General features: G+C 71.2%; 16 protein-coding genes. 4 read left to right on the top strand and 12 right to left on the bottom strand.

The genetic code is table 11. From position 1 onward, the window contains the following. The first annotated feature begins 194 nt into the window (after positions 1-194). Together ABZW17_RS38995 and ABZW17_RS38990 are read left to right on the top strand one after the other, a co-directional pair. Positions 195-1,508 carry a citrate synthase gene (locus tag ABZW17_RS38995; protein ID WP_354825579.1) on the top strand — a complete coding sequence of 438 codons (1,314 nt, stop codon included), beginning with the start codon at positions 195-197 and terminating at the stop codon, positions 1,506-1,508. Positions 1,509-1,569: 61 nt separating this feature from the next. Continuing rightward, positions 1,570-2,919, top strand: coding sequence for a deoxyribodipyrimidine photo-lyase (locus ABZW17_RS38990; protein WP_354825576.1), 1,350 nt, complete (start codon positions 1,570-1,572; stop codon positions 2,917-2,919). Positions 2,920-2,968: 49 nt separating this feature from the next. Here the strand turns inward: ABZW17_RS38990 and ABZW17_RS38985 are convergent, their stop codons facing one another. From ABZW17_RS38985 to ABZW17_RS38960, 6 genes are read right to left on the bottom strand one after another with little or no spacing between them, the layout of a single operon-like run. After that, positions 2,969-4,159, bottom strand: a complete 1,191-nt coding sequence (locus ABZW17_RS38985) for an ABC transporter permease (protein ID WP_354825574.1) — start codon at positions 4,157-4,159, stop codon at positions 2,969-2,971. After that, entirely contained in the window at positions 4,156-5,085 is a 930-nt protein-coding gene (locus ABZW17_RS38980) for an ATP-binding cassette domain-containing protein (protein ID WP_354825571.1), read from the bottom strand. The genes ABZW17_RS38985 and ABZW17_RS38980 overlap by 4 nt, the downstream gene beginning before the upstream one ends. Next, positions 5,078-5,626, bottom strand: coding sequence for a hypothetical protein (locus ABZW17_RS38975; protein ID WP_354825568.1), 549 nt, complete (start codon positions 5,624-5,626; stop codon positions 5,078-5,080). The genes ABZW17_RS38980 and ABZW17_RS38975 overlap by 8 nt, the downstream gene beginning before the upstream one ends. Further along, entirely contained in the window at positions 5,623-5,892 is a 270-nt protein-coding gene (locus tag ABZW17_RS38970) for a helix-turn-helix transcriptional regulator (RefSeq protein ID WP_354825565.1), read from the bottom strand. The genes ABZW17_RS38975 and ABZW17_RS38970 overlap by 4 nt, the downstream gene beginning before the upstream one ends. Before the next feature lie 58 nt (positions 5,893-5,950). Then, on the bottom strand, positions 5,951-7,495 hold the full coding sequence (locus ABZW17_RS38965; protein WP_354825563.1) for a glycerol-3-phosphate dehydrogenase/oxidase: 1,545 nt from the start codon (positions 7,493-7,495) through the stop codon (positions 5,951-5,953). Further along, a complete protein-coding gene (locus ABZW17_RS38960; RefSeq protein WP_354825695.1) occupies positions 7,492-8,055 on the bottom strand; it encodes a helix-turn-helix domain-containing protein in 564 nt (187 codons plus the stop codon). The genes ABZW17_RS38965 and ABZW17_RS38960 overlap by 4 nt, the downstream gene beginning before the upstream one ends. A 298-nt stretch (positions 8,056-8,353) precedes the next feature. Here ABZW17_RS38960 and ABZW17_RS38955 point away from each other — a divergent pair, with 298 nt between their 5' ends. Then, the gene (locus ABZW17_RS38955) at positions 8,354-9,772 is read left to right on the top strand and encodes an FAD-binding oxidoreductase (protein WP_354825692.1); all 1,419 of its coding nucleotides are present in this window, start codon (positions 8,354-8,356) and stop codon (positions 9,770-9,772) included. Here the strand turns inward: ABZW17_RS38955 and ABZW17_RS38950 are convergent. From ABZW17_RS38950 to ABZW17_RS38935, 4 genes are all read right to left on the bottom strand, one after another. Next, on the bottom strand, positions 9,750-10,304 hold the full coding sequence (locus tag ABZW17_RS38950) for a gamma-glutamylcyclotransferase family protein (RefSeq protein ID WP_354825560.1): 555 nt from the start codon (positions 10,302-10,304) through the stop codon (positions 9,750-9,752). The two genes, ABZW17_RS38955 and ABZW17_RS38950, sit on opposite strands and share 23 nt — an antisense overlap. A gap of 65 nt (positions 10,305-10,369) precedes the next feature. Then, complete coding sequence (locus ABZW17_RS38945; RefSeq protein ID WP_354825558.1) at positions 10,370-11,467, bottom strand: S-(hydroxymethyl)mycothiol dehydrogenase; 1,098 nt, start codon at positions 11,465-11,467, stop codon at positions 10,370-10,372. 104 nt (positions 11,468-11,571) lie between these two features. Then, positions 11,572-12,045, bottom strand: a complete 474-nt coding sequence (locus ABZW17_RS38940; RefSeq protein ID WP_354825555.1) for an HAD domain-containing protein — start codon at positions 12,043-12,045, stop codon at positions 11,572-11,574. 52 nt (positions 12,046-12,097) lie between these two features. After that, on the bottom strand, positions 12,098-12,952 hold the full coding sequence (locus tag ABZW17_RS38935; RefSeq protein WP_354825552.1) for a sigma-70 family RNA polymerase sigma factor: 855 nt from the start codon (positions 12,950-12,952) through the stop codon (positions 12,098-12,100). Positions 12,953-13,028: 76 nt separating this feature from the next. Between ABZW17_RS38935 and ABZW17_RS38930 the strand changes: the two genes are divergently transcribed. Next, positions 13,029-13,478 carry a carboxymuconolactone decarboxylase family protein gene (locus ABZW17_RS38930; protein ID WP_354825549.1) on the top strand — a complete coding sequence of 150 codons (450 nt, stop codon included), beginning with the start codon at positions 13,029-13,031 and terminating at the stop codon, positions 13,476-13,478. A 39-nt stretch (positions 13,479-13,517) separates the two neighbouring features. Here the strand turns inward: ABZW17_RS38930 and ABZW17_RS38925 are convergent, their stop codons facing one another. Next, positions 13,518-14,780, bottom strand: coding sequence for a peptidase C39 family protein (locus ABZW17_RS38925; protein ID WP_354825547.1), 1,263 nt, complete (start codon positions 14,778-14,780; stop codon positions 13,518-13,520). 71 nt (positions 14,781-14,851) lie between these two features. Further along, on the bottom strand, positions 14,852-15,253 hold the full coding sequence (locus ABZW17_RS38920; protein ID WP_354825544.1) for a PaaI family thioesterase: 402 nt from the start codon (positions 15,251-15,253) through the stop codon (positions 14,852-14,854). Positions 15,254-15,324: the final 71 nt, after the last annotated feature.

Here is a 15,324-nt window from a genome sequence, read left to right as displayed (position 1 = left end):
GGTCCCAAAGGGGGCCCCAGGAGCAACGCCACCGCTGCGCGAAGGCGGGTTTCTCGACTAGCGTGGTGGGGCATTCTTCATACCCCAGCGGGGCGGTGTGCAGCGAGGCGCCAGTGTTTCCTCGCGTGAACACGTGGCTACCTGTGAAACGTACAGGCGCCGCCGGCCCGTGCCCGAACGTGAGAGGGACTTGCATGTCCGACGCGACGACTGCGGGGCAGTCCGGCGGAACCGCGAAGCTGACCCTGCCGAATGGCGAGCACGAGTTCAAGATCGTGCACCCGGTCGAGGGCGCGCCGGGGATCGAACTGGGGAAGCTGCTGGCGCAGACGGGGTACATCACCTACGACCCCGGTTTCGTCAACACCGGCGCCGCGTCGTCCGCCATCGCCTACATCGACGGTGACGCCGGCATCCTCCGCTACCGCGGCTACCCGATCGAGCAGCTGGCCGAGAAGTCGACCTTCGTCGAGGTCTCCTACCTGCTGATCTACGGCGAGCTGCCGACCGAGACCCAGCTGGCGGACTTCACCGAGAAGATCCAGCGCCACACGCTGCTGCACGAAGACCTGAAGGCGTTCTTCAGCGGCTTCCCGCGGGACGCCCACCCGATGCCGGTGCTGTCCAGCGCGGTTTCGGCGCTGTCGACCTTCTACCAGGACTCGCTCGACCCGTTCGACGAGCCGAACGTCGAGCTGTCGACCATCCGCCTGCTGGCCAAGGTCCCGACCCTGGCCGCGTACGCCTACAAGAAGTCCGTCGGGCAGCCGCTGCTGTACCCGGACAACTCGCTCGGCCTGGTCGAGAACTTCCTGCGGATGACCTTCGGCTTCCCGGCCGAGCCGTACGACGTCGACCCGGACGTCGTCAAGGCGCTCGACCTGCTGTTCATCCTGCACGCCGACCACGAGCAGAACTGCTCGACCTCGACCGTGCGCCTGGTCGGCTCGTCAGAGGCGAACCTGTTCGCCTCGATTTCGGCGGGCATCAACGCGCTGTTCGGCCCGCTGCACGGCGGCGCGAACGCGGCGGTGCTGGACATGCTCGAGGGCATCCAGGCCGACGGCGGCGACGTCGCGAAGTTCGTCGAGCGGGTGAAGAACAAGGAAAAGGGCGTGAAGCTGATGGGCTTCGGGCACCGGGTCTACAAGAACTACGACCCGCGCGCGAAGATCATCAAGAACACCGCCGACGAGATCCTCGGCAAGCTGAAGGGCGGCGACCAGCTGCTCGACATCGCCAAGAAGCTCGAGGAAACCGCGCTTTCCGACGATTACTTCATCGAGCGCAAGCTGTACCCGAACGTGGACTTCTACACCGGTCTGATCTACCGGGCGCTGGGCTTCCCGACGAAGTTCTTCACGGTGCTGTTCGCGCTGGGCCGGCTCCCGGGCTGGATCGCGCACTGGCGCGAGATGATCAACGACCCGGCTACCAAGATCGGCCGCCCGCGGCAGATCTACACCGGCCACGCGTCGCGGGACTACACCCCGATCACCGAGCGCTGATCACCTTTTCGAAAGCGCCCCGCCGTGCGAATGCACGGCGGGGCGCTTATCGTTTACCGTCGTGACTCGAGAAGCGCCGGTCGTCCTGTGGTTCCGCCGAGACCTACGGCTGGGTGACCATGCCGCTCTGCTGGAGGCGTCGAAGCACAGCAAGCACGTCCTCGCGCTGTACGTCCTCGACGAAGCGCTGCTCAAGCCCGGCGGGGCCCCGCGTGAAGCGTTCCTGTACGGCTCGCTCGAGAAGCTGAACGAGCAGCTCGGCGGACGTCTCATGCTGGTCCGCGGCGAACCGGCGGCCGAGGTCGTGAAGGCGGCGAAGCGGATCGGCGCGGCCGCGGTGCACGTCAGCGCCGACACCGGCCCGTACGGCCGCCGCCGGGACGCGTCGGTGGCGAAGGCGTTGGCCGAGAACAACATCGACTGGGTCGAGACGGGCTCGCCGTACGCCGTGACGCCGGGCCGCGTCACCAAGCCCGACGGCGAGCCGTACCGCGTCTTCACACCGTTCTTCCGCGCCTGGACCGCGCGCGGCTGGCACTCGCCGGCCGACACCGGACCGTCCCTTGTGGACTGGGTCGAGCCGCCGAAGTCGCTGAAGATCCCCAAGCCGCCCAAGGTGTCCGCGGCCCTGCCCCAGCCGGGTGAGCAGGCCGCCCTGGAGGTCTGGCACGACTTCCTGGACGGCCCGATCGAGACCTACGACGCCGACCGCGACCGGCCGGACCGCGAGGGCACCACCCGGCTTTCGCCGTACCTGCGCTGGGGGAACATCCATCCGCGGACCCTCCTGGCCGACCTGACCGGCGACGACCGCGTGGGCGCCAAGTCCCTGCGCAGCGAGATCTGCTGGCGCGAGTTCCACGCCGACGTCCTGTGGCACCGCCCGGAAACGGCCCGCGAGAACTACGACAAGCGCTTCGACCTCATGAAGCACGACGACGACCACGAGGCGTTCGAGCGGTGGTGCGCGGGCAAGACGGGCTACCCGATCGTGGACGCCGGGATGCGCCAGCTGCTCGCGGAAGGCTGGATGCACAACCGGGTGCGGATGGTCGTCGCGAGCTTCCTGGTGAAGGACCTGCACCTGCCGTGGTGGCTGGGCGCCCGCCACTTCATGCGGCACCTGGTGGACGGCGACCTGGCGTCGAACCAGCTGAACTGGCAGTGGGTGGCGGGCTGCGGCACCGACGCGGCCCCGTACTTCCGCATCTTCAACCCGACGACCCAGGGCGAGAAGTTCGACCCGGACGGCGACTACGTCCGCAAGTACGTGCCGGAGCTGCGCTCGGTGCCGGGCAAGGCGGTCCACAAACTGAAGGACCGCCCCGCGGAGTACCCGGCACCGATGGTCGACCACGCCCACGAGCGGCAGGTGTCGCTGGACCGGTACGGGAAGATCACGGCCCGCTGACCGGACGGACGCGCGCGGTGCGTCCGGCGTCGATCAGCGGCGCCGGACCTCAGCCACGCAGGGCCTCCGAAAGCTTGATCCGGCTGCCGATCCGCAACACGCTGTTGCCGTAGATCTTCCCGCCCAGCCACGTCAGCAGCGCGACCGACGCGACCGTCAGCGTCAGCGACAACCCGATCTCCCAGCCCGTCGCCGCGCCCGTCGAAATGCGGGCCGGCATCAGGATCGGGGACAGCAGGGGGATCAGGGACACGATCTTCGTCGCCGAGCCCGCGGGGTTCTGCACCAGCAGGTTGAACCCGGCGATGAAGCCGACCACCAGGATGATGTTGAGCGGCCCGACCACCGACTGGGTGTCCTCCTGGCGCGACACCAGCGAGCCCAGCGCGCCGTAGATCGTGGCGTACAACAGGAATCCCAGCAGGTACCACAGCAGGCCCCACAGCACCGCGCCCGTCGCGAAGCCGGACAGGGTGAACACGCCGGTCACCGTGGCCGCGCCCAGGCCGACCACCGCGAGGATCACCAGCTGGGTCAGGCCGACCAGGCCGAGGCCGATCACCTTGCCCAGCAGCAGCTGCCACGGCCGCACGCTGGCGAGCAGGATCTCCACCACCCGGCTCGACTTCTCCTCGACCACGCCCTGGGCGACCATCATCCCGTAGGTGATGATGCTCATGTACAGCAGGAACGCCACGACCAGCCCGACGACCAGCCGCTGCGTGTGGTCCGCCGGCTGCGGTTCGAGCGCGTCGTCCTGCACGTGGGTGCCGTTGACCCTGGCCATCACCTCGGCCGGTTCGAGCTGCGCCGACGACAGCACGCCGTCGAGCACCTGCTGCTGCGCGACCTGGTCGAGCACCCGGCGCAGCTGGTCGTCCAAAGAGGACTTGTAGGTGGCGGTCAGCTGCGCCGCGCTGCCCGAGACGAGGGCGTCGAGGTCGCCGCTCTCCACCTTCTGCCTGCCCTCCGCCGGATCGGTGACGACGACGGTGGTGATCTCGCGGCCCGCGAGCGCGGCTTCGGTCTGCAGCTGGCGGGCGATCCCGATGGCCTGGCCGGTCAGCCCGACCGTGCTGCGGTCCGACGAACCGGCCAGCGCCGTCTGGAACACCACGTAACCCAGCAGCAGCACCAGCAGCACCGCGGTGCCGACCACGAACGACCGCGTGCGCAGCCGCGTGTTCAGTTCGCGCTTCAGCACGAGCCAGACCGCCCGGCGGCCACTCAGCGTCCTCATCGCGGTTCCTCCCCTGGGGACCGGGCGCCGTCGGAAACGGCGTCGCGGAAGAGCTCGGTCAGCGAGCGGCGACGGCGGCTGAACTCGGTGACCGGCCCGGTCGCCAGCGCCGCGGCGAGCACGGCCTGGTCGTCCGCGCTCGGTTCGAGGTCGAGCACGGTGGTGGTGCCCTGCTGTTCCAGCACCCGCACGCCGGGCAGGCTCGCCGCCCAGCCGGGCTGCGCGGCCGGCGCCGTCACGACCAGCTTGCTGCGCGCGCCGGCGGTCAGGTCGGCGACCGTGCCGACGGCGACCATCCGGCCGCCGCGGATGATCCCGACCCGGTCGCACAGCCGCTCGACGAGGTCGAGCTGGTGGCTGGAGAACACCACCGGCACCCCGGCCGCGGCCTTCTCCCGCAGCACCCCGCTCATCACGTCGACGGCGAGCGGGTCGAGGCCGGAGAACGGCTCGTCGAGCACGAGCACCGCGGGGTCGTGCACCAGCGCCGCGGCCAGCTGGACGCGCTGCTGGTTGCCCAGCGACAGCTTCTGCACCTCGTCCTTGCGGCGCTCGGCCAGCCCGAGCCGGGTGACCCAGTTCTCCGCGTTGCGGTGGGCCTCGTTGGCGCTCAGCCCGTGCAGCTCGGCCAGGTAGACGAGCTGGTCGAGCACCTTCATCTTCGGGTACAGCCCGCGTTCCTCCGGCATGTAGCCGATGTGGGTGCGGGTCTCGTGCGTGATCGGCTCGCCGCCGAACCGGACTTCACCGCCGTCGGCGGCCAGCACGCCCAGCGCGATCCGCATGGTGGTGGTCTTGCCGGCGCCGTTGCTGCCGACGAAGCCGAACAGCTCCCCGGCGCGGACGTCGAACGAGACGCCGTCCAGCGCGACCTTGGCGCCGTAGCGCTTGGAGATCCGGTCGATCTCCAGCGTCCCCTCAGGCATTCCCCATCCCCTCTTCGAAGTCTTCGGGGTCGTCGTCCGGCAGCGCCCAGCCCAGCATGACGGACGGGAGGGTGGTGCCGGTGACCAGCAGCGCGGACAGCATCATCGCGCCGCGCAGGCCGCCGTCTTCGGTGTGGGCGACGACGAGGCTGTAGATCATCGCGGCGATCATCAGGTAGCCCAGGATCTGGAAGGCGACGTAGGTGACGCGGTGGCGCCACTCGCGTTCGCGTTCGTCCAGCAGCCGCGAGAACCCGCCGCTCATCCGGCCGGTGAGGATCCGCAGCAGCACGAACGCGCCGCCGCCGGCCACCGCGCTGCCGATCCAGAGAACACCGAACAGCACGTCGCCCCGCCCGGTGAAAACGGACGCGCCGGCGATCAGCCCGAGGTCGGCCAAGCCCATGACGGCGGCGAGCACCCGGCGGCGCCGCCGGGTCCGCCAGCCGGGCAGCCGCTTGGCGTGCCGCCGTTCCCGTTCGTCCATCTTGTCCAGCTGACGTTCCCAGTAGGCCGCGAGCCGGCCGGTCGATTCGGTCATGCTCCCCCCTCGCGGTAGACCTGAGTGGACAGCGGCGTGAACGGTTCACGGCTGAACACGGCTTCGACCGGCAGGTCGAAGACGCCGCAGATCCGGAACGCCAGGTCCAGGCTCGGATAGTGGTCGCCCCGCTCGAGCGCGCCGATGGTCTGCGGGTTGACCTCGACGGCGTTCGCGAGCGCGGCCCTGCTCATCCCGCGTTCGGCGCGAAGCACGGGAAGCCGGTTGTAGATCGGCAGCTCTTTACCGCGTCTGACCGGGCTCATGCGTCCAACTGTTGCAAAAACCCAACGAGACGTCAAATCAAGAGAACATCAAGTCCGGTTAATCCGCGAGACCCGCTAGCGACTTGTCGACAAGTTCCGCCACCCGGGCTCGGGCGGCCTCGGCGTCCGACGGGATCAGCGACAGGCGTGTCCGGCGCTCCAGGACGTCCTCGACGTCGAGCGCCCCTTCGTTCCGGACCGCCCACACGACCTCGGCCGCGGTGATCTCCGTCCCCGGCCCCACCGGGGCCGCGAACTCCGCGTCCAGCTCGCCGAGCGCCGCGACGCGCGGCGCTTCCGTGCCGTACCGGGTCACCAGTCTCGGCGATGCGTCCACAAGGGACAGTTCCGGCCGGGGAGCCGCGCCCAGCAACGGCAACCGCGCCGTCCGGCAGGGGGCCGCCGGCAGGCCCGCCAGGCGGACCGCCGCGTCGACCGCGTCCTCGGCCATCCGGCGGTACGTCGTCAGCTTGCCGCCGACCACCGTCAGCAGCCCGTCCGGACCCGCGAGGACCGCGTGCTTGCGGGACAGGTCCGCCGACCGGCCGCCGGTTCCCTCGACCAGCGGCCGCAACCCCGCGTACGACCCGGAGACGTCCGCCCGGGTCAGCGGCCGCGCCAGCACGGAAGAGGCCAGCTCCAGCAGGAAGTCCACATCGGACTCGGGCACGGCCGGCACCGGCGGGATCGGGCCGGAAACCGGTTCGTCCGTCAGTCCCAGGTAGACCCGGCCGTCCGGCTGGGGGAGCAGGAACACGAACCGGTTGGTCTCGCCGGGCACGCCGATGTTCACCGACGTCGTCCCCATCGGGACCGTCCCCGGCGCCAGTACCAGGTGCGATCCGAGCGACGGCCGCAGCCGGACCGCACCCGTCAGCGTGCCTGCCCACACGCCCGTCGCGTTGATCACCTGACGGGCGTGGATGTCCATTGTGGAGCCGGAAAGGCCGTCCGCGACCGTGACCCGGTCCGCGTGCACCGAAGACGCCGAAAGCCGCGTGAGGATCCGGGCGCCGAAGGACGCGGCGGTCCGCGCGAGGGTGACCACCAACCGGGCGTCGTCGACCAGGGCGCCGTCGTAGGCCAGCAACGCGCCGCGCAAGCCGTGCCCGGAAAGGCCCGGGGCCAACGCGAGGGCCTCGGCGGCGGGAACCGAGCGCGGCCGCGGCAGCACGGACGACGGCGTGCGCGCCGCCCGCCGCAGTACGTCCCCGGCGCGCAAGCCGGTCGCGACCATGCGCTCCTGGAGGCGGGAAGTGCTGGGGTACAACGGGAACAGCTGCGGCATCGCGCGCGTCAGGTGTGGTGCCGTGCGGGTCATCAGGACCCCGCGCTCCACCGCGCTCTCGTGCGCGAGGCCGAATTCGCCGTGGGCCAGGTACCGCAGGCCGCCGTGCACCAGCTTCGACGACCAGCGGGACGTCCCGAACGCGAGGTCGTGCGCCTCCACCAGTGCCACCGAGAGGCCCCGCGAAGCCGCGTCCAGCGCGATGCCCGTGCCGGTGACGCCGCCGCCGACCACGACGATGTCCACGCGCTCGCCCGCCGCCAGCTCCGCGAGCTCGCGTTCGCGGCGCCGCGCGTTGAGCGAGCCCGACGTCACGGCTTCAGCGCCGCGTCGAGCACGTGGGTGAACTCCGCCATCAGCGCCGCCTCGGGCACGTCCGCCGTCGCCGGCCGCAGCGAGAACGCGAACGACTGCACCACCAGCAGCACCGACCGGGACTGGACGGCGACCGGCGCCCGCCGGATCGACCCGTCCTGGTGGCCGGCCTCCAGCAACTGGTGCAGCGCCTGTTCGGCGAACTTCTGCGTCGCGCCGAGCCGCTCCACGATGTACGGGAGGACGAGTTCGGGGTCGACGTCGAGCAGCGTGCGGAACAGCGGATCGGTCGACAGCGCGCGCACGCCGGCCGCGGCGATCAGCACGAGCCGGTCGCGGCTGTGCGCGGCATCGGCGCCGCCTTCGCTCGCCGTGCGCAGCAGCCCGCTGAACTCGCGGGTCATCAGCGCGGCGAGCACGCTGCGGACGTCGGGGAACCGGCGGTAGACCGTCATCCGGCTGACGCGCGCGGTGCGGGCGATCTCGGCGAGTGTGGTGCGGCGCACACCGACGGCCAGCACGCACGAGCGCGCGGCGTCGAGCAGCACGTCATCGGCCACGCGCGTCGCCGTCTGGCGGTTGCGGGTGTCCGCGAGCGCGGAGGAACCCGCGGTCTGGGTGGTGTGACGTTTCACGTCCATATGTCACACTGTAGTCGTGAACCCGCTCATTGACCACCGCCTCCGCCGGTCCTGGACCGAGGACGCCGCCGACGCCGCCCCGCTGCCCGCGCGGGCGGCCAGGTGGCTCGACCAGCGTATCGGTCCGGTCGCCCCCGCCGCCGCTCCAGCGCGGGAAATGCCGGTGGAAATACCGTCACCGAAACTCGCGAAGTCTGCTGAGGACGACCTGGCGAAGGTGGTCGGCGCGGAAAACGTGCTGGTGGACGACCCGGCGCGGCTCGCGCGGGCGACCGGGCTGTCCTACCTCGACCTGCTGCGGCGCCGGTCGCCCTCGGTGGACTTCCCGGTGCCGGACGCGGTGGTGCTCCCGGCCGATCCCGACGAGGTCCAGGCGGTCCTCGACGTCTGCGTCCGCCACGACGTCGGGGTGGTGCCGTTCGGCGGCGGCACGTCGGTGGTCGGCGGCGTCGCGGCGGTGCGCGGCGAAAAGGCGTCGGTGATCGCCCTGGACCTCGTCCGGCTCGACGCGCTGGTTTCGGTGGACGCCGAGTCGCGTATCGCCGTCCTGCAGGCCGGGGTCCGCGGGCCCGAGGCGGAGCGGCTCCTCGGCGAGCACGGCCTGACGCTCGGGCACGTGCCGCAGTCGTTCGAGCGCGCCACGATCGGCGGCTTCGCGGCGACGCGCTCGGCGGGCCAGGCGTCCTCGGGGTACGGGCGCTTCGAGGACATGGTGACCGGCGTGCGGCTGGCCACCCCGCGTGGCGAGTGGAAGCTCGGCGTCGCACCGGCGTCGGCGGCCGGGCCGGACCTGCGCCAGCTCGCCGTCGGCAGCGAGGGGACGCTCGGCGTCATCACGGAGGTCTCGCTGCGGGTGCGGCCGGCGCCGCGGGTCCGGCGGTACGAGGGGTACGCGCTGCCGGGCTGGGCGGCCGGTGCCGAAGCGGTGCGGGATCTCGCGCAGCACCACGCGCTCGCCGACGTCACCCGCCTGTCCGATGTGGACGAAACCGAGGTGTCGCTGGCGCTGAACGCGGGCCTGAAGACGGCGGCGCTACGCCGCTACCTGGCCGCGCGCGGGGTGCGGCGGCCGTGTTTCCTCATCGTCGGCTGGGAAGGCACCGCGCACGACGTGGCGCGGCGCCGCCGTGAGACGACGCGGCGGCTGAAGGCGTTGGGTGCGGTGCGCGTCGGCAAGGCGCTCGGCGAGTCGTGGCGGCACGGCCGGTTCGCGGGCCCCCGGCAGCGGGATGCCCTGCTGGGCATGGGTGTCTGCGTCGAGACGCTCGAAACGGCGGCCTACTGGTCCACTGTGGACGAGCTGCGCGACGACGTCCGCGCGGCCTTGACCGCCGCGCTGGGCCGCGCGATCGTCATGTGCCACATCTCCCACGCGTACGAAACGGGGGCGTCGCTGTACTTCACGGTGCTGACGGCCCGGGACGAGCACGATCCGGTCGGCCAGTGGCAGCGGGCCAAGGCGGCCGCGTCCGAGGCGATCACCGGGCTGGGCACGATTTCCCACCACCACGCCGTCGGCGTCGACCACGCGCCCTACCTGAGCGCGGAAATCGGCTCGCTGGGCGTCGAAGTGCTGCGGGCGGCCAAGTCCGCGGTGGACCCGACCGGGATCCTCAACCCGGGAAAGCTGGTGTGACGACTTCGCACGGCACGCCGTGGCCGTCGGCGGCGACGCCTTCGAGCTTCGCCGCCTCGGCCTGCGGGACGTCGGCGGTGCGCACCGGAGCGCCGTCGACCAGCAGCGGGTAGCGGATCGGCGCGGCGCCGACGTAGGTGTGGACCTCGGTCAGGCGCGTGCCGTCATCGAGGGTGACGTCGGGTTCGGTGAGCCGGGCCAGGTGGTAGCGCGTGCCGCGGCCCTCGCAGCGGTCGAGGACCGCGAGCTGCTCCGGCGTCACGAACCAGATGGCGTGGTCCTCGGCGCCCTCCAGCGCGGTGAGGGTGGCCGGGCGCTGGTCGTCGACCACGCGGAAGCCGGCGGCCCACACCGCGGCGAGCCCCGCGCAGCGCGCGTGCGCCACGACGACCGGGCCTGCCAGCCCGAGCCGCGCCCGCAGCCAGGTGATCTTCGACGGGTTCGCGTTCGAACCGTAGGCCAGCACGGCCAACCGGTCACGCCAGCCCGCCGGGGCGGTGTCGAGCGGGTGCCCGACGCCGTCGACGTGCACGAACGAGTAGCCCGGCCGGGTGCCCGGGTAGGGCTCGGCCGGGTACTCGTCGTCGGTGAAGAGGGTCAGAACGTCACCACGCTGCGCAGCACGTCCCCGTGGTGCATGCGCTCGAAGGCCTGCTCGACGTCGTCGACGCCGATCCGCTCGGTGACGAACTTGTCCAGCGGCAGCCGGCCCTGCAGGTAGAGGTCGACGAGCATCGGGAAGTCCCGGCTGGGCAGGCAGTCGCCGTACCACGACGACTTGAGCGAGCCGCCGCGCGAGAAGAAGTCGATCAGCGGCAGGTCGTCCAGCCGCATCTCCGGCGTCGGCACGCCGACCAGCACGACCGTGCCGGCCAGATCGCGCCCGTAGAAGGCCTGCCGCCAGGTTTCGGGCCGGCCGACGGCGTCGATGACGACGTCGGGGCCGAAGCCGCGGGTGGCGTCCTGCATGGCCTCGACGACCTGTGCTTCGGACAGGCCCTTGCTGTTGACGGTGTGCGTCGCGCCGAAGTCCTTCGCCCAGGCGAGCTTCCGGTCGTCCATGTCGATGGCGACGATCGTGGTGGCTCCGGCCAGTTTCGCGCCCGCGATGGCGGCGTCCCCGACCCCACCGCACCCGATGACGGCGACCGAGTCGCCCCGCGTGACGGCGCCGGTGTTGATGGCGGCGCCGAGCCCGGCCATGACGCCGCAGCCGAGCAACCCGGCGACGGCGGGTTCGGCTTCGCGGTCGACCTTCGTGCACTGTCCGCTGTGGACAAGGGTCTTCTCGAGGAAGGCCCCGATGCCGAGCGCGGGTGAGAGCTTGGTGCCGTCCTGGAGGGTCATCGGCTGGGCGGCGTTGAAGGTCGAGAAGCAGTACCACGGCTTGCCACGCCGGCAAGCCCGGCAGGTGCCGCAGACGGCCCGCCAGTTGAGGATGACGTAGTCACCGGGTTCGAGATCGGTGACGCCGTCGCCGACGGCCTCGACGACCCCGGCGGCCTCGTGGCCGAGCAGGAACGGGAAGTCGTCGTTGATGCCGCCTTCGCGGTAGTGCAGGTCGGTGTGGCAGACCCCGCAGGCCTGCACGTTCACGACGGCCTCACCGGGACCGGGATCGGGCACGAGGACGGTCTCCAGCGAGACGGCCTCGCCCTTACCCCGCGAAACGACCCCCTGCACCTCGTACGGCATGCGAATCCACCTTCCGGCTCTGGCTGGTCTTGACGGCAGCTAATCACGGATCACGCGGACATGGCGACATCCGCATGAGTGAGGTTCGTGCAACATGTTGCGTATTACGCAACTGTGCGGAGCCAAGTGGCGATGGCCGTGATGTCTCCGCCGGTGAGCCCGGTGCTCGCGTCGACGGCGTGCAGCAGCGCCGCTCCCGTGTGGTGGCTCTCGACCCAGGCCCGGTCGGCGCCGGTGATTTCGTCGTCGACCCAGGCGAACGGGCGGCCGGCCGCCCACTCGACGATCGGCCGGGTTTTCCAGTGGAGTCCGCGATCGTCGCCTTCGGGCACGTCGAGCACCGGGAGCTCCGGGAGACCGAGCAGCGGGGCGACGCACTCGTTGGCGTCCTCGAACCAGGTGGTCGCCCACACGAGGTCGCAGCCGAGGGCCAGCAGCCGCGGGCCGAGGCCCGGGTCGGCCCGGGACAGCAAGGGATGGCCCAGGTCGGCGTCCGTGAAGACCTCGTACGACCCGGAAGTTCGCCCGAACGGGATCAGCGGACCGTCGACGTCGAGGAAGAGCAGGGGGCGGGGCATGGTTTCCGCAGTTTGGCACGGCGGCGCTGGCCTCCGGCCCCCGTCTTCCAGCTTACCGGGCACCACCGACAGTCTCGGGTGGTTCCGGCAGCTCCATCGACGCGAGCTTCGCCGGGTCCGCCACCGACGCGATGCTCACGATCCGGCCGCCGGCCACCGTGAACGCCACCACCGACATCGGGGTCCCGTCCTCGCGCCACGCCACCACGCCCGGCTGGCCTCCGACGAGCACCGCACGGCCGCCCGCGGCCGCGCCGATGCGGGCGCCCGCCGCCACGTTCGTCGCGCCGAGGACCACCACCACGCCGTCCGGGGTGTCGACCGTCAGGCGGACCTCCGGGTCGAGGATGCGCAGCAGCTGCTCGAAGTCGCCGTCGCGGGCTGCCGTCAGGAACGCCTGGACCACCTCGCGCTGGGATGGCCCGGCCGGCGTTGACGGCGTTCGGACCTTCCGGCGGGCCCGGCTCGCCAGCATCTTGGCCGCCGCCGTGGACTTGCCCAGGATGCGGGCGATCTCCTCGAACGGCACCGCGAACAGGTCGTGCAGCACGAACGCCAGCCGCTCGCGGGGCCCGAGCGACTCCAGGACCACCAGGAGCGCCAGCCCGACCGAGTCGGCCAGCTCCGCGTCCGCCTCGGGGCCCTCGTCCACCGCCACCACGATCTCGTCGTAGGGCGACTCGGGGCGGGACCTGCGCGCCCGCAGGACGTCCAGGCTGATCCGGCCGACCACCGTCGTCAGCCAGCCGTCGAGGTTGTCGATCTCCGCCGCGTCCTGGCGGGCCAGGCGCAGCCACGCCTCCTGGACCGCGTCCTCCGCGTCGGCGTGCGAGCCCAGCAGGCGGTGCGCCACCGCGTGCAGCCGGTCGCGCCGGGCTTCGAACGCCGCGGCCACCGTGTCGGACATGTCGTTACCTTCCTCGATCCTGCTCCGTCGTGGACATGACGAGCCCGGAGGGGCACAGGTAACCGATGGAGGAACGATGGAACCACGGCTGAAGAGCACGAGCAGTCCCGAGGTCACCGGCGCGGTCCAGCAGCTGTTCAAGGCGGTGCACAGCGCCGGGGTCGACCCGCTGCTGCTGGAGCTGGTCCACCTGCGGGCCAGCCAGATCAACGGCTGTGCCCCGTGCACCTACGCCGGCGTCCAGTCGGCGAAGAAACAGGGCGAGACCGACGACCGGCTGCACAGCGTCGTCGCCTGGCGCGAGACGCCGTTCTTCACCGAGCCGGAGCGGGCCGCGCTGGAGCTGACCGAAGCCGCGACGCGGATCCAGGACGGCCAGCCCGGCGTCACCGACGAGATCTGGGCGGCCGCGGCCGCGCACTTCGACGAGCGGCAGCTGTCCGCGATCGTCCTGCACATCGCGCTCAGCGGGTTCTTCAACCGGATCAACCGCGCGATCCGGGAGCAGGCCGGCAAGACCTGGTGAGCCCGGCGGGGCGCCGGTCGCGGCGCCCCGCCGACCGCCTCAGGCCGGGGTGATGATGTACGCGATGCCGCCGGGGCCGCCCGCCACGGTCCCGTCCGCGCGGTAGCGCTTCGTCCGCTGCCAGATCTTCTCGAACTGGTCGCGCTTGTAGATGTTGCGGACCCGGTCGTTGCTGCTCGACGCCGGGTCGTTCGCGATCACGTCGCCGTCCTTCGTGAAGCCGACGACGACCATGATGTGCCCCGCCGTCCCGTAGCCGGCGCCGTCGAGCTCCGACGACAGGAACGACTGCGACGTGATCACCGGGATCCCGCGGACGATGTAGTCCTCGAGCTCGTTCAGCGAGTGCAGCCGCGTGATGTGGCCGCGCAGCCCGCGCGACGCCGCGTATGCCGTGTTGAACGGCCAGTTGCCGGTGCCGTCGTAGGCGTGGTCGTAGGTGTAGCGCGCCGCGAACGCCACCTGCGGGTCGACGTAGTCCGCCGGGATCCACGACATCTCTTCGGCCGAGGGCTTCTTGCCCCAGTACTCGGCCACCATCTCGGTCGACGTCGGGCTGCACCAGGCTTCGCCGCCCCCGCCGTACTGCGGGAACTGTCCCTTGTGGAGGTTCTGCGCGTACGCCGGCACCTTCAGCTCGATCCCGGCGGCCCGCCCCGGCTTCGTGGTCCGGACGTCGAAGCGGTCCGGGACGGCCGAAGTCATCGCGCCCAGCAGGCTCACCGACGGCGTCGCGCCCGACCCGGCTTCGCGGTACAGGCTGATCCGCAGGTGGTAGGACTTCAGCGTGACGCCGGTCTTCATGACCAGCGTGTCGACGTCCACCATCGCGTTGGCGTCGTCCTGGCCGTCGACGCTGGTGCGCAGGACGTCGGCGTCACCGCTGGCCCACCGGCCCATCACGTACCACGCGGTTTCGGCGCCCGCCGACGTCCGGCCCTGCGCCTCGACCTGCAGCCAGGTCTTCGCCGGCGTCCGGGCGTTCCACGACGCGACCAGCTGCGTCGCGCCGAACCCCGGCCGGTACGACGGCGACGTCCACTGGCCGTATTCGTACGTTCTCGTCGTGCCGAGCTCCGGTTCGGTGTGCTGCACCGTGCCGATCGGGTGCGTGATGCGCAGCCCGTCCCGGTTCACCCCCAGCCCGGCGAAGCCGCCTTCGTGGAAGCGGCCGCCGGTCCATTCGTGGTAGTCGATCGCCTCGTCGTCGCGGGGCCGGACGGGCCCGGCCTCGGCGACCTGCGTGGTTACAACGGATAACACAACCACTGACAATAAGGTGAACAACTTGCGTACGCGCATCCCGGCTCCCTGATCGGCCCACCCAGTAGCCAGGGATTTTCGCCGGTCCGGCCGGGTATGTAAACAGGTACCTACAGGACGGCCTGCGTCTGTGTCACTTTCGCGACCAACTTGCCGTCGTCGTCGTGGATTTCGGTTTCCACCACGACGAACTTGCGGCCCGCGTGCAGTGGTCTGGACGACGCAACGGCGTAGCCCGAACGCACCGCCCGCAGGAAGTTCGTCTTCGATTCGACGGTCGTCGTGCCCTGCCCGCCCTCGGGCAGGTTGAGGAACGCGCACACGGCACCGGTCGAGTCGGCCAGCGCCATGAGCGCGCCCCCGTGCAGCGCACCGCCGAGCGTGCAAAGGCTCTCGTCCCACGCGAGCCGGCTGCGGACGAGCTCACGCCCGTGCTCCAGCACCTCGACGCCGAGGCGTTCGGAGAACGGCATGGAACGGTGGAAGAGCTGCGTGCCCTCAAGATCGGTCATACCGCCACTGTGCCGCACCTTCCGCCGGTCGTGAGTGGTAAGGCGAGTTCTAACCCGCCTTACCACTCACG

The organism is Amycolatopsis sp. NPDC004625 (assembly GCF_040609695.1).
Lineage (GTDB): Bacteria > Actinomycetota > Actinomycetes > Mycobacteriales > Pseudonocardiaceae > Amycolatopsis.
The sequence above is the reverse complement of the archived record's forward strand: the minus strand, read 5'-3'. Positions and strand labels throughout refer to the sequence as shown.